Raw genomic sequence first — 21532 nt, forward strand, 5'->3', positions numbered from 1 at the left:
TTGTTAGCGCAGAGGCCAATGTTGATGACAGGCATGACGCACTGCGGCGGCGCTGCTCAGCTTGAGCAAGTCCCGGGCGAGGCGTTGGCATTCGGCTTCGTGCAACTGGCGCACGCGATCCTTGATTTCACCAATTTGTACCGGGCTCACTGACAGTTCGGTCACGCCCAGACCGATTAACACCGGCGTCGCCAGCGGATCGGAAGCCAGGGCGCCGCACACGCCGACCCAACGCTTGTGCACCGCCGCACCTTCGCAGGTCATGGCGATCAGTCGCAGCAGCGCCGGGTGCAAGGCATCGACCCGAGCGGCGAGGCCCGCGTGGTCGCGGTCCATGGCCAGGGTGTATTGCGACAGGTCGTTGGTGCCGATGGACAGGAAGTCCGCATGCTCGGCCAGTTGATCGGCCTGCAACGCCGCGGCCGGGACTTCGATCATCACGCCGATTTCCGGTCGTTGATTGATGCCCAGTTCCAGGCACAGCGCATCGACCCGTTGGCGGATGTGCAGCAGTTCGTCGACTTCGGTGACCATCGGCAGCAGGATCCGGCAGCGCTGCAGCGGGCTGACTTGCAGCAGGGCGCGCAGTTGCTGATCGAGGATTTCCGGACGGGCCTGGGCCAGACGAATACCGCGCAGGCCGAGCACCGGGTTGGCTTCCACGGGTAGTGGCAGGTAATCGAGCTGTTTGTCGCCACCGACATCGATAGTGCGGATGATCACCGACTTGTCGCCCATGGCATCGATCACCGCTTGATAGGCGGCGCGCTGCTCTTCGACGTCCGGTGCGGTGTGGCGATCGACGAACAAAAACTCGGTACGCAACAGGCCGACGCCGTCGGCACCGTTGGCAAGCGCATCCGCCGCTTCGTGGCTGGAGGCGACGTTGGCGACCACTTCGATGGATACGCCGTTGCGGGTTTCAGCCGGGAGATGGGCCTGGGCTTGCTGGGCTTCGCGACGTTGTTGGCGGTCGATTTGCGCTTGTTGGACTTCGGCCAGACGATCGGCATTCGGCGTCAGTTCGAGGCGTCCGCCGTCGGCATCGAGCACCACCGATTGGCCTTGAGTTTGATCAAGCAGCGCCGAGCCCAGTGCAACCATGCACGGCAGGCCTTTACCCCGGGCCAGAATCGCCACGTGGGAAGTTGCGCCACCTTCGGCCATGCACAAGCCGGCGACGCCTTGCGCACTCAGTTGCAGCAGATCCGACGGCGTCAGTTCGTGAGCGGCGACGATGGCGCCGGCCGGCACTTCGTAATGCCAGGCTTCGCCGAGCAATGCGCGCAGCACCCGTTGTTTCAAGTCGCGCAGATCGTTGGCGCGTTCGGCCAGGAGCGGGCTGCCGGTGTTTTGCAGCACTTCGCATTGCACTTCGATGGATTGGCTCCAGGCGTAGGTCGCTGCGGTGCCGGTTTCGATCGATTGCTGCGCGGCGTCGAGCAGGGCCGGGTCTTCCAGCAGCGCCAGATGCGCGGCAAAGATCGCTTCTTCGTCGGCATTGCGCTGTTTTTTCGCCTGGGCGAGGGTGCCGTTGATTTCGCTGCGAACCTGATTCAGTGCTGCGTCGAGGATCTGCAATTGGTGCTCGGGCTGATGATTGCCAGCGTCTGCCGGCAGGCTGATCGCGTTCAAGCGAAACAGCGGCCCGCCGACCAGACCCGGTGCAGCGCAAACACCGTGCAACACGCCAGCCTCGGCCGGACGATTGCGTGGCGCGGCAGCAACCGGTGCAGCGGCGTGATGATCCTCCGGCAGGGCGGTGGCCAGTGCAGTGAGCAAGGCTTGCAACGCCGCTTGCGCGTCGGAACCCTGGCAACTCACTTGCACTTCGTCCTGCTCACCAATCGCCAGGCCCATCAAGCCGATGAGGCTGTTGCACGGCGCCGATTTACCGGCGAAATGCAGCTGCGACTGGCTTTTGAACCCTTGCGCAGTCTGGCGGATCAACGCCGCCGGACGTGCATGCAGACCACCGCGATGGGCGACCCGCACGTGACCGTGAACTTCCGGCCCGCCGAGTTCTTCTGTGTTCGCCGCTGCACTGTGACGAGCGACGATGTGCAGCAGCGGCTCGCCGACCTTCACCGTTTTCAGGGTGATGGGGCGCGCCTGGAAATCCTGGCTGTTGGTCAGGATCAACAGGCTGACCAGGCTTTTGCACTGGAGGCCGACCTTGTCCAGGTCATAGCGCAGCAGCGGCTGGCCACTGCTGACCCGCGCTCCTTCCTTGACCAGCATCGAGAAACCTTCGCCCTGCAACTCGACGGTATCGAGCCCCAGGTGCAGGAGGATTTCCGCGCCGTTGTCGGCTCGCACGGTCAGGGCGTGGCCGGTGCGGGCGACATGGATCACCACGCCAGCGCACGGTGAATACAGGGTGTCGTTCAGCGGATCTATGGCAATGCCGTCGCCCATCGCACCGCTGGCGAACACCGCGTCCGGAACTTTGGCGAGCGTGAGCACCGGGCCGCTGAGCGGGGCGCTTAAAGTCAGCTCTTTATTGTTGTTGTGCATGGCTCGGTCTCATCAGGAAAACGTTCGGTTCGGACTCAGTGCGTACGGGTGACTTTGCTCAGGTGGCGCGGCTGATCCGGGTCCATGCCACGGGCCACGGCCAGGTTGGCGGCCATCACGTAGAAACTCTGGATCGCCAGAATCGGATCAAGCGCCGGGTGTTCAGCACGGCTCAGGGTCAGGTTGCGTTCGAGCACATCGTCCGGCGCCGCCAGCAATACACGGGCACCACGCTGACGCATTTCCGCCGCCAGACTCAGCAGGCCGGCCTGCTCGGCGCCGCGCGGGGCAAACACCAGCAGAGGGTAGTTTTCGTCGATCAGCGCCATCGGGCCGTGACGGACTTCGGCGCTGCTGAAGGCTTCGGCCTGGATGGCTGAGGTTTCCTTGAATTTCAGCGCGGCTTCCTGGGCAATGGCAAAGCCGGCGCCACGGCCGATTACCATCAACCGTTCGCAATCGCGCAGGGCATCGATGGCCGGGCTCCAGTCCTGTTGCGCGGCGTCGCGCAAGCCTTCGGGCAGGGCGTTGTGTGCCTCCAGCAATTCACTGTCTTCTTTCCAGTGCGCGATCAAGCGGGCGCTGGCGCTGAGGGTGGCGATGAAGCTCTTGGTCGCGGCGACGCTGCTTTCAGTACCGGCCAGCAGCGGCAGGCTGAATTCGCATGCGGCCTCCAGCGGCGAATCGGCAGCATTGACCATCGACACGCTGAGGGCGCCGCGCTTGCGCAGCAGACGCAGGCTGTTGACCAGATCCGGGCTCTGGCCCGACTGGGAAAACGCGAACGCGACCTGACCGCTGACTTTCAACGGCGCCTGTTGCATGGTCACCACCGACATCGGCAGCGACGCCACCGGAATCCCCAGTTGCTGCATGGTCAGGTAGGCGAAGTAGCTCGCTGCGTGGTCGGAACTGCCACGGGCGACGGTCATCGCCACTTGCGGTGGCTGACGGCGCAGGCGCCCGGCGATCTCGATCATCGAGCCATCGAGCTGTTGCAGTTGCGCTTGCACGGCCTCGAACGAGGACAGCGCCTCCTCAAGCATTTTTGAAGTCAATGTCTTCTCCTTCGACCATGACGGCGGTCAGTGTGAGTGAGCGATCCAGCCGCACGCAGTCGGCCCAGGCGCCCGGTTGCAGGCGCCCGCGTTCGGTGATGCCGAGGTAGTCGGCGGGGAATTGCGAAAGACGTTGCGAGGCCTCGGCGATCGGCAGGCCGATCTTCACCAGATTGCGCAGTGCCTGATCCATGGTCAGGGTGCTGCCGGCCAGCGTGCCGTCCGGCAGGCGCACGCCGCCCAGGCATTTGGTGACGGTGTGGCTGCCGAGCTTGTACTCGCCGTCGGGCATGCCGGCGGCGGCGGTCGAATCGGTGACGCAATACAGGCACGGGATCGAGCGCAGGGCCACGCGGATCGCGCCGGGGTGCACATGCAATAAGTCCGGGATCAACTCGGCAAACTTGGCGTGGGCGAGGGCGGCGCCGACGATGCCCGGCTCGCGGTGATGCAGCGGGCTCATGGCGTTGTACAAATGCGTGAAACTGGTGGCGCCGGCTTCGAGTGCGGCGACACCTTCCTCGTAACTGCCAAGGGTGTGGCCGATCTGCATGCGGATGCCACGGCGGCTCAGTTCGCGAATCAAGCCGTCATGGCCGGCGATTTCCGGGGCGATAGTGATCACCCGGATCGGCGCCAGTGCCAGATACTCTTCAACTTCGGCCATCAGCGCGGTGTGGGCGAAGTTCGGTTGGGCGCCCAGTTTGCCGGGGTTGATGTACGGCCCTTCGAGGTGAACGCCGAGGACCCGGGCGGCACCTTTCGGACGCTGTTCGCAGAACTCGCCGACATCCTTGAGCACGCTGGAAATCTCGGCACTTGGCGCGGTCATCGTGGTGGCGAGCAGCGAGGTGGTGCCGAAGCGCACGTGGGTCTTTGTGATGGTTTCGAAAGCGCTGGTGCCTTCCATGATGTCTTTGCCGCCACCGCCGTGAACGTGCAGGTCGATGAAACCCGGCAGCAGGTAAGGCAGGTCGTTGTCCGCCGGATCGCAAGGCACGCCTTCGATCGACACGACTCTGCCGTGTTCGTGGATCAGCCGGCCGCGAATCCAGCCGTCAGCGGTGAGGATGTTGTCTTCGGACATTTCGCTTCTCTCGTTTGGCCTGGCTGCTGATCAGCGGCGAAGCTCTGCAACAAAGTCGTAGTAATCGTTGCGGCAATAGGTGTCGGTGACTTCGATCGGCGTGTTGTCTTCCAGGTAGCCGACCCGGGTCATCAACAGCATCGCGGTGCCGGGGGCGATGCCGACCAGTGCGGCGAACTCGTCCGAGGCGTTGATCGCCTGGATGTGCTGCAAGGCGCGCACGATCGGTTTGCCGATGCTGTCGAGGTGTTCGTAGAGGGAATCCCCCACCACTTGTGGCTTGGGCATGATCGAGGCGGGCAGGGTGCTCATCTCGATGGCCATCACGGTGTCGTCGGCCTTGCGCAGGCGTTTCATGCGCGCAACCTTGTCGTTCGGCGACAGGCCGAGGCGGATCAGTTCTTCGTGGGTGGGCAGGGTGATTTCGCGCTCCAGCCATTGTGAGCTGGGCACGAACCCCTTGAGACGGAGCATTTCGCTGAAGCCCGACAGGCGCGACAGCGGTTGTTCAAGGCGTGGGGTGATGAAGGTGCCGGAACCTTGCAGGCGGCGAATCAAGCCTTGATCGAGCAGGACTTCCAGCGCCTTGCGCGCGGTGACCCGGGAAATCCCCAGCATCTCGCTGAGATTGCGCTCCGACGGCATCGCCTGTTCGGCTTTCCACTGCCCGGCATGAATCGCCGCTTCCAGGTTGCGCGCCAGTTGCAGGTACAGCGGCGTCGGCTGGGAGTCGTCAGGGCGCAGGGCGTGGAGATCGTTCATGCAGGCACTTCCGGAGCTGATATTGGATTGTTGTCGCTCGCTGTTTCGGCGAAAACTAATACCACTTGAATACCATGTCAACGCAACGGAAATGCCTCTGGTCCTTTGAAATCGGGTGTTTAAGGGCGGGTGGTTTCAAGTGGTATTAGAGGTGGGGGCTGGAACGCAAAAGATCGCAGTCTGCGGCAGTTCCGGCGGGTGAAAGTGGTATCACCGTTCAGGCGTTGCCGCAGGCTGCGATCTTTTGCATTTATTTTTTTGCGGGCGACCAATGGTCAGGGGAAAGGGCCGCTTCGCGGCCCGGAGAAAGCAGGTGCCCTGGTGACAGAATCAGGGGCGGATTTCGATCATCGTGCCGTCCGGCACCAGGTTCCAGACTTCGCGCATGTCGACGTTGCGCATGGCGATGCAGCCGTCGGTCCAGTCCAGGGTGTGGAACAGGTTTTCCGGGTTGTCTGCGGAATCCGGCGTGCCGTGGATCATGATCATGCCACCAGGCTCGACGCCTTCGCGGCGGGCGCGGGCGGAGTCGCTGATGTTCGGGTAGGAGATGTGCATCGACAGGTTGAATTTGTCGCTGGTCTTGCGCCAGTCGATCCAATAGAAACCTTCAGGTGTGCGTTTATCGCCTTCAATCAGTTTCGGGCCTTTCTTCGCGCCCTTGCCCAGGGAAATGCGATAGCTCTTGAGCGGTTTGCCGTCGGCGATCAGCTGCAGTTGATGAGCCGATTTGAGCACCAGTATTTTTTCGATGAGCGGGGTGTTCGAAGGCGTCACGGTGGTCACGAACGACGCTTGGGAGACGGTGACGAACGACAGGCAAAACAGGGCAAGCAACCAGCGCATTGAAACGATTCCCCAGAAGGTGATGCAGATAATTTATTTATAGATCTTATGCAGGCGCTGTCGCGGGCTGCGCACGCGGGTTATCGGCCGGCTGGCGCTGAAATCAAGTGATGGTCGGTTGAGCGAGCGGCGGGATTGATTCCGAGCGAACCGGGTAAGTCTCGGCGCGGCGGTCAGCGAAGAAGCATTCTAAGGTACGGCCCACTGTGCGGAAAGCCAGCTCGTCCCATGGAATCTGCGCTTCGTCGAACAGTTGCACTTCGAGGCTTTCGGGACCGGCGGAAAAGTCCAGGTCTGCGAGCTCGGCGCGAAAGAACACATGCACCTGACTGATGTGCGGCACGTCGATCAGGGTGTAGATGCTCAGGTTGCGCACCCGGGCGCAGGCTTCTTCGGCGGTTTCGCGGATGGCGGCCTGCTCGATGGTCTCGCCGTTCTCCATGAACCCGGCGGGCAGCGTCCAGTAACCGAGGCGTGGTTCGATGGCACGACGGCAGAGCAGGACTTTGCTGCCCCAGGTCGCCACACAGCCGGCCACGATATTGGGGTTCTGGTAGTGAATGGTCTGACAGCTGTCGCAGACAAATCGCAGCCGCGAGTCGCCTTCGGGAATACGCTGGTTCACCGGGTTGCCGCACTGGCTGCAAAATTTCATGCTGGAGTTCCTGAATGCTGCGCCTATCTTGGCGTGCAGCGGTGTCAGTCGGCAAGTTGTCGTTTCGCGACATGTCCCTTGTTCGGGGCTTGGGCGGTCGCATTGATTGGTGCATGATGCAGGACAAGGCACAGATCGAGAACACTTATGCTGGACGAGCTACTGCACCGGGTAAGCAATCACACGCCGCGCACGCTGGAGACCGACACGCGTTTCCCCGAGGCCGCTGTCCTGGTGCCGATTACTCGCAGTGACGAGCCCGAACTTGTTCTCACCCTGCGCGCCAGCGGGCTCTCGACTCACGGCGGCGAAGTCGCCTTCCCCGGTGGACGACGGGATCCGGAAGACCCGGACCTGACTTTCACCGCCCTGCGTGAAGCCGAAGAGGAAATCGGCCTGCCGCCAGGCCTGGTCGAAGTGATCGGCCCGCTCAGCCCATTGATCTCCCTGCATGGCATCAAAGTCACGCCCTATGTCGGGGTGATTCCCGACTTCGTCGAATATCAGGCCAACGATGCCGAGATCGCTGCGGTGTTCAGTGTGCCGCTTGAGTTTTTCCGCAAGGATCCGCGCGAACACACCCACCGCATCGACTATCAGGGTCGCAGTTGGTACGTGCCGAGCTATCGATACGGCGAATACAAGATCTGGGGGCTGACGGCGATCATGATCGTCGAGTTGATCAACCTGCTCTATGACGCCAAAATCAGCCTGCATCAGCCGCCGAAAAGCTTTATCAACACCTGAAGCCATCGTTCGAATAGCCAGCCATCGTGAGCCCTGAGGAAAACAAGATGAAATACCGCCTGGGCGACGCCCGTGTCGAAACCCATCCGCAGAGTTGGGTCGCCCCCAACGCCGTGCTGGTGGGCAAGGTCAGACTGGAAGAAGGCGCCAACGTCTGGTTCAACGCCGTACTGCGCGGCGACAATGAACTGATCCTGATCGGCAAGAACAGCAATGTGCAGGACGGCACGGTGATGCACACCGACATGGGCTACCCGCTGACCATCGGCACCGGCGTGACCATCGGCCACAACGCCATGCTTCACGGCTGTACGGTTGGCGACTACAGCCTGATCGGCATCAACGCCGTCATCCTCAACGGCGCTAAGATCGGCAAGAACTGCATCATTGGCGCCAATTCGCTGATTGGCGAAGGCAAGGAAATTCCTGACGGTTCGCTGGTGATGGGCTCGCCGGGCAAGGTGGTGCGCGAACTGACCGAGCAACAGAAGAAGATGCTCGAAGCCAGCGCCGCGCACTATGTGCATAACTCACAGCGCTATGCGCGCGATCTGGTCGAGCAGGAAGAATGAATACGGTTGAGCGGCCGGTGGCCTCGCCCTGCGTGAATATTTGCGCGCTGGACGATGACGATATTTGCACCGGTTGCCAGCGCACGGTCGAGGAGATTACGCGCTGGAGCCGGATGACCAACGATGAGCGGCGGGTGGTGCTGGGGTTGTGTCATGAGCGGGCGAAGTCTAGTGGGCTGGTCTGGATGATCGGCAAAACGCCTGGGCAATAGCGATTTGATTGGCGTCATCGAAGGGCTGAAGTAACCTGTGCGCCAAATTGACAGGTCACGCCCATGATTTTCCTCATCGCTTACATCAGCAGTGTCGTGCTGATCAACTTCGCCTTCTCTACTGCGCCGCACCTGGACATCATCTGGTCGGCCTGGGGCGGGCTGGTGTTCGTGTTGCGCGACATGGTGCAGATCCGTTTCGGCCACGGCGCGATTGTAGCGATGCTGGCGGCGCTGGTGCTGTCCTATGTCACCTCCGATCCGTCGATTGCGATGGCCAGTGCCACGGCATTTGCAGTGTCCGAGTGCATCGACTGGCTGGTATTCAGCATCACCAGACGCCCGCTGCGTGACCGCTTGTGGATCAGCTCGGCGCTGAGCATTCCCCTTGATACCTTCATCTTCTTCGGCATGATCGACCTGCTGACACCGCCGGTGATCATCACCGCCCTGGCCTCGAAGTTCGCCGGTGTGACTGCGGTTTGGCTGATCATGGCCTGGCGCGAACGCAAACAGGCTGTCGCCGGCTGAAGCCAAACCCTCAGGTTCATGTAAAATGCCGCGCTTTCTCCCCATGGAAAGCGCGTCTGGCGTTGCTTTCCTCGATGATCCGCTTCTTTGAGGACCTGAGATGACCCGTATCGGAACTCCATTGTCGCCGACCGCGACCCGCGTATTGCTGTGTGGCTGTGGTGAGTTGGGCAAGGAAGTGGTGATCGAGCTGCAGCGCCTGGGCGTTGAAGTGATCGCCGTTGACCGTTACGCCAATGCGCCGGCCATGCAGGTTGCCCATCGCAGCCACGTGATCAACATGCTCGACGGCGCAGCCCTGCGTGCGGTGATCGAAGCCGAGAAGCCGCACTTCATCGTGCCGGAAATCGAAGCCATCGCCACCGCCACGCTGGTGGAGTTGGAGTCCGAAGGCTTCACCGTGATCCCGACCGCTCGCGCCGCTCAACTGACCATGAACCGCGAAGGCATCCGTCGTCTGGCAGCCGAAGAGCTGGACCTGCCGACTTCGCCGTACCACTTCGCCGACACCTTCGAGGACTACAGCAAAGCCGTTGAGGACCTGGGCTTCCCATGCGTTGTCAAACCGGTGATGAGCTCGTCGGGCAAGGGCCAGAGCCTGCTGCGCAGCGTCGATGACGTGCAGAAAGCCTGGGATTACGCGCAAGAGGGCGGTCGCGCCGGTAAAGGACGGGTGATCATCGAAGGCTTCATCGATTTCGACTACGAAATCACCCTGCTGACCGTTCGTCATATCGGCGGCACCACGTTCTGTGCGCCGGTCGGTCACCGTCAGGAGAAGGGCGACTACCAGGAGTCCTGGCAGCCACAAGCCATGAGCCCGATCGCACTGGCTGAATCCGAGCGCGTTGCCAAAGCGGTAACTGAAGCCTTGGGTGGCCGCGGCCTGTTCGGCGTCGAGCTGTTCATCAAGGGTGATCAGGTGTGGTTCAGCGAAGTGTCGCCGCGCCCGCATGACACCGGTCTGGTGACCCTGATTTCCCAGGACCTGTCGCAATTCGCCCTGCACGCGCGCGCAATCCTTGGCTTGCCTGTGCCGCTGATCCGTCAGTTCGGCCCATCGGCTTCGGCGGTGATTCTGGTGGAAGGTCAGTCGACCCAGACCGCATTCGCCAATCTCGGCGCTGCACTGAGCGAACCGGATACCGCGCTGCGTCTGTTCGGCAAGCCTGAGGTCAATGGCCAGCGTCGCATGGGCGTGGCCCTTGCGCGTGACGAGTCGATTGAAGCGGCTCGTGCCAAGGCGACCCGTGCTTCTCAGGCGGTCGTTGTGGAGCTGTAATCTCGCTATCTGATCGCTCCCGCCCGTGCGGGAGCGATCATTGCGCCTACGACACCTGATTCAGGTCGTTATGGCGCGTTTCCTTCAGGCACAGCACAGCGATCAAGCTGAGCGCTGCGGCCGCAGACACATACCCGCCTACGTAACTCAAACCACCCATCGCTACCAGTTTCTGCGCAAAGAACGGCGCCGCCGAGGCTCCAACGATGCCGCCGAGGTTGTAGGCCGCCGACGCGCCGGTATACCGGACGTGCGTCGGAAACAGTTCCGGCAGCAGTGCACCCATCGGGGCAAATGTCACGCCCATCAGGAACAGCTCTATGCACAGGAACAGTGCCACGCCCCAGGTCGAACCCTGAGTCAGTAACGGCTCCATCAGAAATCCGGAAAGAATTGCCAGTACACCGCCGACGATCAGCACCGGTTTGCGCCCGTAACGATCGCTGGCCCAGGCTGACAATGGCGTGGCGGCCGCCATGAACAACACCGCGAAGCACAGCAGCCCGAGGAATGTCTCGCGGCTGTAGCCCAGCGTCGACACGCCGTAGCTCAGGGAAAACACAGTCGAGATGTAGAACAGTGCATAGCAAACCACCATGGCGGCGGCCCCCAGCAGCGTCGGCGCCCAGTATTGGCTGAACAGCTCGACCAGCGGCACCTTCACCCGTTCTTGACGGGCGATGGCGTTGGCGAATACCGGGGTTTCATGCAACTTGAGGCGCACATACAGCCCGACCATCACCAGTACCGCACTGAGCAGGAACGGAATCCGCCAGCCCCAACTGCGAAACTGTTCATCATTGAGCGTCATGGCCAGGGTCAGGAACAGGCCGTTGGCCGCCAGAAAACCGATCGAAGGGCCCAGCTGCGGGAACATGCCGAACCAGGCTCGCTTGCCCTTCGGAGCGTTTTCGGTGGCCAGCAGCGCCGCGCCGCCCCACTCACCCCCCAATCCCAGGCCCTGGCCGAAGCGCAGCACACATAATAGGATCGGTGCCCATGCCCCGATGCTGTCGTAACCCGGCAGCACGCCGATCAGGGTGGTGCAGACGCCCATCAGCAAAAGCGAAGCCACCAGTGTCGATTTGCGTCCGATACGGTCACCGAAGTGGCCGAACAGTGCCGAGCCCAGCGGGCGAGCGAGGAAAGCGATACCGAAAGTGAGGAATGCCGAGAGCATCTGCGCCGTGCCGGATGTCTGCGGAAAGAACACCGGCCCGATCACCAGTGCAGCGGCGGTGGCGTAGACGTAGAAGTCGTAGAACTCGATGGCCGTGCCGATGAAGCTCGCCGTAGCCACGCGGGTGGCGGAGTTGGTCGGTTGGGCAGGCGCGGTGTCGCTATAAGCGGTACTGGTTGTCATGCGGTGATCCCTGACAGTCATGAGCTCCGTTGGAGCGAATTATTATGGTCGAACACCCAGGGATGTGGGATAGGGCGCGAGCGCTGTTTCAGGTAGGAACAGTCGTCGGTGTGATGCGGAAAGCGGCGATGAACTGGCCGGAACCTTTGGGGTGCGGGGTAAGCACGGGGTTCGGCGGGGCTTGGGTAAGCACCGCGATTATAGGAAGGTGGCTAACGATTGAACAAGGGGCGAGCTAGCGGACGGGCGTGAGCGCCGGTGCCGAGCTGGTGTGCCAGATGAGCACTTTGCTCACGCGGTTTTCCTCGGTTTCGAGGATCTCCAGGCGATAGCGCCCGATCTTCAGGCAGACCGCGCTTTCCGGAATGGTTTCCAGTGCTTCGGTCACCAGGCCGTTGAGAGTCCGGGGGCCGTCGCTGGGCAGGTGCCAACCCAGGCATTTGTTCAGCTCGCGGATCGAGGCGGCGCCGTCGATCACCATGCGGCCATCGGCTTGCGGGTGGATGTGCGGGTTGTCGAGACTGTGCTGGCTTTCGAATTCGCCGACGATTTCTTCGAGAATGTCCTCCAGCGTGACAATCCCCAGCACTTCGCCGTACTCGTCCACCACCATGCCCAGCCGACGCTGCTGCTTGTGGAAGTTCAGCAGTTGCAGCTGCAGAGGCGTGCTTTCCGGGACGAAATACGGCTCATAGCTGGCGGCGAGGAGCGCCTCGCGGGTCAGGGCGTGATTGTCCAGCAGGTGGCGGATCTGCCGGGTATTGAGAACGGCCTCGACCTGGTTGATGTCGCTGTGGAAAACCGGCAGGCGCGTGCGCTTGTTGTGGCGCAATTGCTCGATGATTTCTTCGATCGGGTCATCAAGATTGATGCCGTCGACATCACTGCGAGGCACCAGGATGTCGTTGACCGTGATGTTGTCCAGCGCATGGATGCCGGAAACGGGGTGCGGGCGAAGCGGGTGTTCCGGGTCGTCATGGCGATCGGCTGAGACGTCGTCTTCGCTCTGCTGTACGACCTGAGGTTTGCGCACCAGTGGACGCAACAGCAAACCACTGATGCTGCTCAGCAGCCATGCGAGCGGGTAGATCACTTTCAGCGGCACAGCCAGCAACGAATTGCCGAAGGACAGCACGGCGTCCGGATAACGTTGGGCGAGGGTGCGCGGGAAATAGTCGGCAAACACCAGCAAGACGGCGCCGGCACCCAGAGTGGCTGCCCATGGACCGTTTTCTTCACAGAGGAAAATCGCCAGCAACGTGGCAAGCACCACGGCGAGGGCGCGGCACAGGGTGTTGCACAGGATCAGGCTGTTGAGCGGGAAGCTCAGCTTTGCCAGTGGTTTGTCACTGGCACGCGACGCGGTGCGTTGCGCCAGCAGATGCTGTTGCGCGACTTCGATGGCGGTAAACAATCCCGACCAGAGAATCAGCAGGACAAATACCGCGAGCATCGGCCCTATGGGCAAACCGTCCATTTTTGCCGCCCGTCAGATGTGCAGGATGTATTCACGGACCAGTTTGCTGCCGAAATACGCCAACATCAGCAGGCAGAAACCGGCGAGGGTCCAGCGGATCGCTTTGTGGCCGCGCCAGCCCAGGCGGTTGCGGCCCCACAGCAGCACGCTGAACACGATCCAGGCAAGGCAAGCCAGCAGGGTCTTGTGCACGAGGTGCTGGGCAAACAGGTTCTCGACGAACAGCCAGCCGGAAATCAGCGACAGCGACAGCAGCGTCCAGCCTGCCCAGAGGAAGCCGAACAGCAGGCTTTCCATGGTTTGCAGCGGCGGGAAGTTCTTGATCAGCCCGGATGGGTGCTTGTTCTTGAGCTGGTGATCCTGCACCAGCAGCAGCAACGCCTGGAACACGGCGATGGTGAACATGCCGTAGGCGAGGATCGACAGCAGGATATGCGCGAGGATGCCCGGCTCTTCGTCGATGATCTGCACGGTACCGGTCGGCGCGAACTGCGCCAGCAATACGGTGATCGCACCCAGCGGGAACAGCAGGATCAGCAGGTTTTCCACCGGGATCCGAGAGCAGGCCAGCAGGGTCAGGGCGATGACCGCTGCGGCAATCAGGCTCGAAGCACTGAAGAAGTCCAGGCCCAGACCGATCGGTGTCAGCAGATGAGTCAGCAGGCTGGCACTGTGGGCCAGCACGGCGAACACGCCAAGCGTGACCAGCAGGCGCTTGTTGGCCTTGGCGCCAGTGGCCAGGCGGGTGCCCTGATAGAGGGTCGCAGCGGCATATAGAAGGGCGGCGGCGAGGGTGGTCAGCAAACTCGGTGACAAGGGGAGCATAAATCCTGTTAGGCAAGCCCGAAAGGCGCTGAGTTTGGCATAGAACCGCCATGGCACGAAAGACCGGCAAGCTGACAGCGAGGTGTCCGCCAGCCGCAGTCTTCGCTATAATCCGCGACCTGCCCACGCCGCAGGCTCGCCGAGCACATGTTGATTCCGGTCTGGGCCGCCATTATCCCGGTCTACACAGGGCCTGAAAGGATCGCGCAATGTTTGAAAACTTAACCGAACGTCTCTCGCAGACGCTGCGCCATGTCACCGGCAAGGCGAAGCTGACCGAAGACAACATCAAAGACACCCTGCGCGAAGTGCGCATGGCGTTGCTCGAAGCCGACGTCGCCCTGCCGGTGGTCAAGGACTTCGTCAACTCGGTCAAGGAGCGCGCTGTCGGCACCGAGGTGTCGCGCAGCCTGACGCCGGGTCAGGCGTTCGTGAAGATCGTCCAGGCCGAACTCGAAACCCTGATGGGCGCGGCCAACGAAGATTTGAACCTGAGTGCCGTGCCGCCAGCCGTCGTATTGATGGCCGGTCTGCAGGGGGCCGGTAAAACCACTACCGCCGGCAAGCTGGCGCGCTTCCTTAAAGAGCGCAAGAAGAAGTCGGTCATGGTCGTGTCGGCGGACGTCTATCGTCCTGCCGCTATCAAACAGCTGGAAACCCTGGCCAACGACATCGGCGTGACGTTCTTCCCGTCCGACCTGAGCCAGAAACCGGTCGACATCGCCAACGCGGCTATTAAAGAAGCAAAACTGAAATTCATCGACGTGGTCATCGTCGATACCGCCGGTCGTCTGCACATCGATGAAGAGATGATGGGCGAGATCAAGGCGCTGCACGCCGCGATCAACCCGGTCGAAACCCTGTTCGTGGTCGACGCCATGACCGGTCAGGACGCCGCCAACACGGCCAAGGCCTTTGGCGATGCACTGCCGCTGACCGGTGTGATCCTGACCAAGGTCGACGGTGACGCCCGTGGGGGTGCCGCGCTGTCCGTTCGTGCCATCACCGGCAAACCGATCAAGTTCATCGGTATGGGCGAGAAGACCGAGGCCCTCGATCCGTTCCACCCTGAGCGTATCGCTTCGCGAATCCTCGGCATGGGCGACGTGCTCAGCCTGATCGAACAGGCTGAAGCGACCCTCGACAAGGACAAGGCCGACAAGCTGGCCAAGAAGCTGAAGAAGGGCAAGGGCTTCGACCTCGAAGACTTCCGCGATCAGCTGCAACAGATGAAGAACATGGGCGGCCTCGGCGGCCTCATGGACAAGCTGCCGAGCATCGGTGGTGTGAACCTGTCGCAGATGGGCAATGCCCAGAACGCCGCAGAGAAGCAATTCAAACAGATGGAAGCCATCATCAACTCCATGACCCCGGCCGAGCGCCGCGACCCTGAGCTGATCAGCGGTTCGCGCAAGCGCCGGATCGCCATGGGTTCCGGCACCCAGGTGCAGGACATCGGTCGCTTGATCAAGCAGCACAAGCAGATGCAGAAGATGATGAAGAAATTCTCCGCCAAGGGCGGAATGGCGAAAATGATGCGCGGCATGGGCGGTATGTTGCCCGGCGGCGGCATGCCAAAGATGTAAAGCCTTCGCCGGTCGTCGCACCGGCGCAGACCCTGCAAGGACGCAGGATCAACAGCAAACCCGCATTCGGCGGGAGCTGACCGGCCGTTTTAAGCGACGGCTCTATATGCAAATCTGCACGGCCTGCCATAGGCGCCGGAAAAAGTCATTTGCAAAAGTCCGGATATTCCTTAGAATATGCGGCCTTTCGGGCACCCATGCCCGCTGTGCATTTAGATTTGCAGCACCGACTACAGGAACGATGTTCACATGCTAACAATCCGTCTTGCCCTTGGCGGCTCCAAAAAGCGCCCGTTTTACCACCTGACCGTAACCGACTCGCGTAACCCGCGTGACGGCTCCCACAAAGAACAGGTTGGTTTCTTCAACCCTGTTGCCCGTGGTCAGGAAATCCGTCTGTCCGTGAACCAAGAGCGCGTAGCCTACTGGCTGAGCGTTGGTGCACAGCCTTCTGAGCGTGTTGCTCAGTTGCTGAAGGAATCGGCTAAGGCTGCGGCCTGAGCAATATGAACGCGACGCCTGCTGTTGCCGATGATTTGATCGTTATTGGCAAAATTTATTCTGTTCACGGCGTTCGCGGCGAAGTGAAGGTTTATTCCTTTACTGATCCGACTGAAAACCTGTTGCAGTACAAAACCTGGACGCTCAAGCGCGAAGGCAATGTCAAACAGGTCGAGCTGGTCAGTGGACGCGGGAGCGACAAGTTCCTGGTCGCAAAGCTCAAGGGTCTTGATGATCGTGAAGAAGCTCGTCTTCTGGCCGGTTACGAGATCTGCGTGCCACGCAATCTGTTCGCTGAATTGACCGAAGGCGAGTACTACTGGTACCAGCTGGAGGGTCTGAAGGTCATCGATACGCTTGGGCAATTGCTCGGGAAAATCGATCATCTTCTGGAAACCGGCGCCAATGATGTAATGGTAGTCAAGCCTTGCGCTGGCAGCCTGGATGATCGCGAACGCCTGTTGCCCTATACGGAGCAATGCGTGTTGGCAGTCGACCTCGCAGCGGGCGAGATGAAGGTGGATTGGGACGCGGACTTCTAAGCGTGGCTAACTTGCGCGTAGAAGTGATCAGTTTGTTTCCCGAGATGTTTTCCGCCATCGGCGACTACGGCATCACCAGTCGAGCGGTCAAACAGGGGCTCTTGCAGCTGACCTGTTGGAATCCGCGGGATTACACGACGGATCGGCATCACACTGTGGACGATCGCCCGTTTGGCGGTGGTCCGGGCATGGTGATGAAGATCAAGCCCCTGGAAGATGCTCTGGTTCAGGCCAAGGCAGCAGCCGGGGAGGCGGCGAAGGTGATTTACCTGTCCCCCCAAGGCCGTCAACTGACTCAGTCGGCGGTACGCGAACTGGCTAAATCGGATGCATTGATCCTGATTGCCGGTCGCTATGAAGGCATTGACGAGCGTTTTATTGATGCTCATGTCGATGAAGAGTGGTCGATTGGTGACTATGTGTTGTCTGGCGGCGAGCTGCCGGCCATGGTCATGATCGATGCGGTTACACGACTGCTGCCCGGAGCTTTAGGGCATGCGGATTCCGCTGAGGAAGATTCCTTTACGGATGGTCTGCTGGATTGCCCGCACTACACCCGACCTGAGGTGTATGCGGATCAGCGTGTTCCCGACGTGTTGCTGAGTGGCAATCACGCGCATATCCGGCGTTGGCGTTTACAGCAGTCCCTCGGAAGGACCTATGAACGACGCGCCGATCTTCTGGAAAGCCGCTCGCTTTCTGGAGAAGAGAAGAAGCTGCTCGAGGAATACATCCGCGAGCGGGACGATAGTTAACAACGTATCGATGGTAGATCAGACGATTTACCTTAGGAGCACAGCATGACCAACAAAATCATCCTTGCACTCGAAGCAGAGCAGATGACCAAAGAAATCCCTACCTTTGCCCCAGGCGACACCATTGTCGTTCAGGTGAAAGTGAAGGAAGGCGATCGTTCCCGTCTGCAAGCGTTCGAAGGCGTTGTAATCGCCAAGCGTAACCGCGGCGTGAACAGTGCGTTCACCGTTCGTAAAATCTCCAACGGTGTTGGCGTAGAACGTACTTTCCAGACCTACTCCCCGCAGATCGACAGCATGGCTGTCAAGCGTCGCGGTGACGTACGTAAAGCCAAGCTGTACTACCTGCGCGACCTGTCGGGTAAAGCAGCTCGCATCAAGGAAAAACTGGCTTAAGTCCAGCTTCCGATGCAGAAGAAAGCAGCCTACGGGCTGCTTTTTTGTTGCCTGCAATTTATCCACCGCACTATTGCTTCAGGCCGTATCCATGACATCTCGTGAACAAGAAATCGAACGTCGCACCGAACTCTCGGTGACCCGCGTGACCAAAGCGGTTTTCCCGCCGACCACCAACCATCACAACACGCTGTTCGGCGGCACTGCGCTCGCCTGGATGGACGAAGTATCCTTCATCACCGCCACCCGGTTCTGCCGTTTGCCGCTGGTGACTGTGTCGACCGATCGTATCGATTTCAAGCACGCGATCCCGGCAGGTTCCATCGTCGAACTGGTCGGGCGGGTGATCAAGGTCGGCAACACCAGCCTCAAGGTCGAGGTGGAAGTGTTCGTTGAAAGCATGAGCTGCGACGGGCGCGAAAAGGCGATTCACGGGCAGTTCAGCTTTGTCGCGATTGACGACGACAAGCGCCCGGTGCCGGTTCTGCCTGGTTTTGCCGCCTGATGGTTCCGTGAGCGGGCGGGCTATGAAAGACTGTCCGCCATCTCTGCCTTGCCTGAGCTTTTATGCCCGCCATCGACCACCCGCTGATTGACCAGTTTCTCGACGCCCTCTGGTTGGAAAAAGGTCTTTCCGACAATACCCGCGACGCCTATCGCAGTGATCTCGCACTGTTCAACGGTTGGTTGCAGGAGAAAAATCTCGAGCTGATCAATGCCGGTCGCGAGCTGATCCTCGATCACTTGGCCTGGCGTCTGGAACAGAACTACAAACCGCGATCCACTGCGAGATTCCTCTCGGGCGTACGTGGCTTTTATCGCTACCTGCTGCGGGAAAAACTGATTTCGGTTGATCCGACCTTGCGCGTTGATATGCCGCAACTCGGTAGGCCATTGCCCAAATCCCTGTCGGAAGCTGACGTTGAAGCCTTGCTGAAGGCGCCAGATCTGAGCGAAGCCATCGGCCAGCGTGACCGTGCCATGCTTGAAGTCCTTTATGCCTGCGGCTTGCGGGTGACCGAGTTGATCAGCCTGACCCTGGAACAGGTCAACCTGCGTCAGGGCGTGTTGCGGGTGATGGGCAAGGGCAGCAAGGAGCGGTTGGTGCCGATGGGCGAGGAAGCGATTGTCTGGGTCGAGCGCTACCTGCGCGATGGTCGCGGCGAGCTGCTGGGCGGGCGCCCCAGCGATGTGCTGTTTCCCAGCCAGCGCGGCGAGCAGATGACTCGCCAGACTTTCTGGCACCGCATCAAGCATCAGGCCAAGGTCGCCGGCATCGGCAAATCGCTCTCACCCCATACGCTGCGTCACGCCTTCGCCACGCACCTGCTCAACCATGGCGCCGATTTGCGGGTGGTGCAGATGTTGTTGGGCCACAGCGACCTGTCGACCACACAGATCTACACTCACGTCGCCCGGGCGCGGTTGCAGGATCTGCATGCCAAACATCACCCTCGAGGCTGAGCGCAGCCTGTCTTGCGACAGGCGCATTCGGTCACGCGAACCTTATGTGGTAGGCTTTGCCGGTTTGCACGATGGACGGTTATGACCCGGTGTTCCGGCACGGGCGTTCTGATCGTTCCATTTGTCCGCCTTCAGGAGTTCTCATGCGTCTGACCCAGATTTTCGCCGCCGCAGCCATTGCGTTGGTCAGCACCTTTGCCGTCGCCGATGATGCGGCCGACAAAGCCATCCGCCAGAGCCTGGAAAACCTCCAGCTCGATGTGCCGGTGGACACCATCACTGCCAGCCCGCTGCCAGGCCTGTACGAAGTCAAGCTCAAGGGCAGTCGCGTGCTCTACGCCAGCGCCGACGGCCAGTACATCGTTCAGGGCTACATGTTCCAACTCAAGGACGGCAAACCGGTCAACCTGACCGAGAAGACCGAACGCTTGGGCATTTCCAAACTGATCAACGGGATTCCGGTCGCCGAGACCGTGGTTTACCCGGCCGTGGGCGAGACCAAGTCGCACATCACCGTGTTCACCGACACCACGTGCCCGTACTGCCACAAGCTGCACGCCGAAGTGCCGGAGCTGAACAAGCGTGGCATCGAAGTGCGCTACGTGGCGTTCCCGCGTCAGGGCCTGGGCTCGCCGGGTGACGAGCAACTGCAAGCCGTGTGGTGCTCGAAAGACAAGAAAGCGGCCATGGACAAAATGGTCGATGGCAAGGAAATCAAGGCCGCCAAGTGCGAGAACCCGGTTTCCAAACAGTTCGCCCTCGGTCAGTCGATCGGCGTGAACGGCACGCCGGCCATCGTTTTGGCTGACGGACAAGTCATTCCGGGCTACCAGCCTGCGCCACAAGTCGCCAAACTGGCGCTGGGCGCGAAGTAATTCGCATCGTCGTGCCAAGGCGTGACGAGCGTGGCCCGGCGGCAACATGGCCGGGCCATCAATAGAGAGCCGCGATTGCGCGGTTGTTTTCACGGCCGGCCTCGCGTCGGCCGTTTTATGGGGAGTTCACAGTGAAACCGGTCAAAGTAGGCATCTGTGGGTTAGGGACCGTCGGTGGCGGTACCTTCAACGTACTTCAGCGCAACGCCGAGGAAATTGCTCGTCGTGCCGGGCGTGGAATCGAAGTGGCACAAATTGCCATGCGCACGCCAAAGCCTCAGTTCCAGACGACCGGTATTGCGATTACCAACGATGTCTTCGAAGTGGCCACGAACCCTGAGATCGACATCGTCATAGAGCTGATGGGCGGCTACACCGTTGCCCGCGAGCTGGTACTCAAGGCCATCGAGAATGGCAAGCATGTGGTCACCGCGAACAAGGCTCTGATTGCCGTTCACGGTAATGAAATTTTCGCCAAGGCACGCGAGAAGGGCGTGATCGTGGCGTTCGAAGCGGCGGTCGCCGGCGGCATTCCGGTGATCAAGGCGATCCGTGAAGGCCTGTCCGCCAACCGTATCAACTGGGTGGCCGGGATCATCAACGGCACCGGCAACTTCATCCTCACCGAGATGCGCGAGAAGGGACGCACCTTCGAAGACGTGCTGGCTGAAGCACAAGCACTGGGCTACGCCGAAGCCGATCCGACCTTCGACGTCGAAGGCATCGACGCGGCGCACAAGCTGACGATCCTGGCGTCCATCGCGTTCGGTGTTCCGCTGCAGTTCGACAAGGCCTACACCGAAGGCATCACCAAGCTGACCACCGCCGACGTGAACTACGCCGAAGCGCTGGGCTACCGCATCAAGCACCTGGGTGTGGCACGCAGCACCGCCGCCGGTATCGAGCTGCGTGTACACCCGACGCTGATCCCGGCCGATCGCCTGATCGCCAACGTCAACGGTGTGATGAACGCGGTGATGGTCAACGGTGACGCTGCCGGTTCGACCCTGTTCTACGGCGCTGGCGCCGGCATGGAGCCGACCGCGTCGTCGGTAATCGCCGATCTGGTGGACGTGGTTCGCGCCATGACCTCCGACCCGGAAAACCGCGTGCCGCACCTGGCCTTCCAGCCGGACTCGCTGTCGGCCCATCCGATCCTGCCGATCGAAGCCTGCGAAAGCGCCTACTACCTGCGCATTCAGGCCAAGGACCACCCGGGCGTACTCGCTCAGGTGGCGAGCATCCTCTCGGAGCGCGGCATCAACATCGAGTCGATCATGCAGAAGGAAGTCGAGGAACACGACGGCCTGGTGCCGATGATCCTGCTGACCCATCGCGTGCTGGAGCAGCACATCAACGATGCGATCGCCGCCCTCGAAGCCTTGGCGGGCGTGGTCGGTCCGGTTGTGCGGATCCGCGTCGAGCACTTGAACTAAGTTGATCTCCTTCACAGGGCCCGCCTGCGGGCCCTGCGTTGCG

General features: G+C 61.0%; 23 protein-coding genes. 14 read left to right on the forward strand and 9 right to left on the reverse strand.

The genetic code is table 11. The features are described 5' to 3' along the window. Positions 1 to 3: 3 nt before the first annotated feature. The 6 genes from ptsP to NH234_RS06070 form a co-directional block, all read right to left on the reverse strand. Positions 4 to 2517 carry a phosphoenolpyruvate--protein phosphotransferase gene (gene ptsP / locus NH234_RS06045; protein ID WP_085729734.1) on the reverse strand — a complete coding sequence of 838 codons (2514 nt, stop codon included), beginning with the start codon at positions 2515 to 2517 and terminating at the stop codon, positions 4 to 6. Positions 2518 to 2552: 35 nt separating this feature from the next. Further along, the gene (locus tag NH234_RS06050) at positions 2553 to 3563 is read right to left on the reverse strand and encodes an SIS domain-containing protein (protein WP_367257128.1); all 1011 of its coding nucleotides are present in this window, start codon (positions 3561 to 3563) and stop codon (positions 2553 to 2555) included. Beyond that, positions 3556 to 4662, reverse strand: coding sequence for an N-acetylglucosamine-6-phosphate deacetylase (nagA, locus tag NH234_RS06055; RefSeq protein WP_085729736.1), 1107 nt, complete (start codon positions 4660 to 4662; stop codon positions 3556 to 3558). The genes NH234_RS06050 and nagA overlap by 8 nt, the downstream gene beginning before the upstream one ends. A gap of 30 nt (positions 4663 to 4692) precedes the next feature. Continuing rightward, on the reverse strand, positions 4693 to 5424 hold the full coding sequence (locus NH234_RS06060; protein ID WP_007954613.1) for a GntR family transcriptional regulator: 732 nt from the start codon (positions 5422 to 5424) through the stop codon (positions 4693 to 4695). A 330-nt stretch (positions 5425 to 5754) separates the two neighbouring features. Next, complete coding sequence (locus tag NH234_RS06065) at positions 5755 to 6270, reverse strand: L,D-transpeptidase family protein (protein WP_085729737.1); 516 nt, start codon at positions 6268 to 6270, stop codon at positions 5755 to 5757. Positions 6271 to 6373: 103 nt separating this feature from the next. Then, entirely contained in the window at positions 6374 to 6925 is a 552-nt protein-coding gene (locus NH234_RS06070; RefSeq protein ID WP_367255982.1) for an NUDIX hydrolase, read from the reverse strand. A 147-nt stretch (positions 6926 to 7072) separates the two neighbouring features. On the opposite strand from NH234_RS06070, the gene NH234_RS06075 reads away from it, so the two are divergent. The 5 genes from NH234_RS06075 (at position 7073) to purT (ending at position 10269) form a co-directional block, all read left to right on the forward strand. Next, positions 7073 to 7672, forward strand: coding sequence for a CoA pyrophosphatase (locus NH234_RS06075; protein ID WP_085729739.1), 600 nt, complete (start codon positions 7073 to 7075; stop codon positions 7670 to 7672). A gap of 47 nt (positions 7673 to 7719) precedes the next feature. After that, complete coding sequence (locus NH234_RS06080) at positions 7720 to 8244, forward strand: gamma carbonic anhydrase family protein (protein ID WP_011332606.1); 525 nt, start codon at positions 7720 to 7722, stop codon at positions 8242 to 8244. Then, positions 8241 to 8456, forward strand: a complete 216-nt coding sequence (locus NH234_RS06085) for a DUF1289 domain-containing protein (RefSeq protein WP_085729740.1) — start codon at positions 8241 to 8243, stop codon at positions 8454 to 8456. Before NH234_RS06080 ends, NH234_RS06085 begins: the two co-directional genes overlap by 4 nt. Positions 8457 to 8519: 63 nt before the next feature. Then, on the forward strand, positions 8520 to 8987 hold the full coding sequence (locus NH234_RS06090) for a preQ0 transporter (RefSeq protein ID WP_282317573.1): 468 nt from the start codon (positions 8520 to 8522) through the stop codon (positions 8985 to 8987). A 100-nt stretch (positions 8988 to 9087) separates the two neighbouring features. After that, entirely contained in the window at positions 9088 to 10269 is a 1182-nt protein-coding gene (gene purT / locus NH234_RS06095) for a formate-dependent phosphoribosylglycinamide formyltransferase (RefSeq protein WP_085729742.1), read from the forward strand. Positions 10270 to 10315: 46 nt separating this feature from the next. Here purT and NH234_RS06100 read toward each other — a convergent pair whose 3' ends face one another. The 3 genes from NH234_RS06100 to NH234_RS06110 form a co-directional block, all read right to left on the reverse strand. Continuing rightward, positions 10316 to 11632 (reverse strand): MFS transporter, encoded by a 1317-nt coding sequence (locus NH234_RS06100; protein WP_085729743.1) that lies wholly within the window; start codon positions 11630 to 11632, stop codon positions 10316 to 10318. 235 nt (positions 11633 to 11867) lie between these two features. Then, positions 11868 to 13109 (reverse strand): transporter associated domain-containing protein, encoded by a 1242-nt coding sequence (locus NH234_RS06105; protein WP_367255985.1) that lies wholly within the window; start codon positions 13107 to 13109, stop codon positions 11868 to 11870. Between the two features lie 12 nt (positions 13110 to 13121). Then, entirely contained in the window at positions 13122 to 13934 is an 813-nt protein-coding gene (locus NH234_RS06110; RefSeq protein WP_085729746.1) for an inner membrane protein YpjD, read from the reverse strand. Positions 13935 to 14143: 209 nt separating this feature from the next. Here NH234_RS06110 and ffh point away from each other — a divergent pair, with 209 nt between their 5' ends. The 9 genes from ffh (at position 14144) to NH234_RS06155 (ending at position 21489) form a co-directional block, all read left to right on the forward strand. Beyond that, positions 14144 to 15520 (forward strand): signal recognition particle protein, encoded by a 1377-nt coding sequence (ffh, locus tag NH234_RS06115; protein ID WP_085729747.1) that lies wholly within the window; start codon positions 14144 to 14146, stop codon positions 15518 to 15520. Positions 15521 to 15769: 249 nt separating this feature from the next. Next, a complete protein-coding gene (rpsP, locus tag NH234_RS06120) occupies positions 15770 to 16021 on the forward strand; it encodes a 30S ribosomal protein S16 (protein ID WP_003185073.1) in 252 nt (83 codons plus the stop codon). Positions 16022 to 16026: 5 nt separating this feature from the next. Then, positions 16027 to 16563, forward strand: a complete 537-nt coding sequence (rimM, locus tag NH234_RS06125; RefSeq protein WP_085688896.1) for a ribosome maturation factor RimM — start codon at positions 16027 to 16029, stop codon at positions 16561 to 16563. Positions 16564 to 16565: 2 nt separating this feature from the next. Next, on the forward strand, positions 16566 to 17318 hold the full coding sequence (gene trmD / locus NH234_RS06130; protein WP_085688893.1) for a tRNA (guanosine(37)-N1)-methyltransferase TrmD: 753 nt from the start codon (positions 16566 to 16568) through the stop codon (positions 17316 to 17318). A gap of 45 nt (positions 17319 to 17363) precedes the next feature. After that, positions 17364 to 17714: a 50S ribosomal protein L19 gene (gene rplS / locus NH234_RS06135; protein WP_003175895.1), complete on the forward strand. Its 351-nt coding sequence runs from the start codon at positions 17364 to 17366 to the stop codon at positions 17712 to 17714. Positions 17715 to 17805: 91 nt separating this feature from the next. After that, positions 17806 to 18219 carry an acyl-CoA thioesterase gene (locus NH234_RS06140; protein ID WP_085729748.1) on the forward strand — a complete coding sequence of 138 codons (414 nt, stop codon included), beginning with the start codon at positions 17806 to 17808 and terminating at the stop codon, positions 18217 to 18219. Positions 18220 to 18281: 62 nt separating this feature from the next. Beyond that, the gene (xerD, locus tag NH234_RS06145; RefSeq protein ID WP_085729749.1) at positions 18282 to 19178 is read left to right on the forward strand and encodes a site-specific tyrosine recombinase XerD; all 897 of its coding nucleotides are present in this window, start codon (positions 18282 to 18284) and stop codon (positions 19176 to 19178) included. Positions 19179 to 19321: 143 nt separating this feature from the next. Continuing rightward, the gene (gene dsbC / locus NH234_RS06150) at positions 19322 to 20053 is read left to right on the forward strand and encodes a bifunctional protein-disulfide isomerase/oxidoreductase DsbC (RefSeq protein ID WP_085711641.1); all 732 of its coding nucleotides are present in this window, start codon (positions 19322 to 19324) and stop codon (positions 20051 to 20053) included. Between the two features lie 131 nt (positions 20054 to 20184). After that, positions 20185 to 21489, forward strand: coding sequence for a homoserine dehydrogenase (locus NH234_RS06155; protein WP_011332618.1), 1305 nt, complete (start codon positions 20185 to 20187; stop codon positions 21487 to 21489). Positions 21490 to 21532 lie beyond the last annotated feature (43 nt).

The sequence above is a fragment of the Pseudomonas sp. stari2 genome, from assembly GCF_040760005.1.
Classification (GTDB): domain Bacteria; phylum Pseudomonadota; class Gammaproteobacteria; order Pseudomonadales; family Pseudomonadaceae; genus Aquipseudomonas.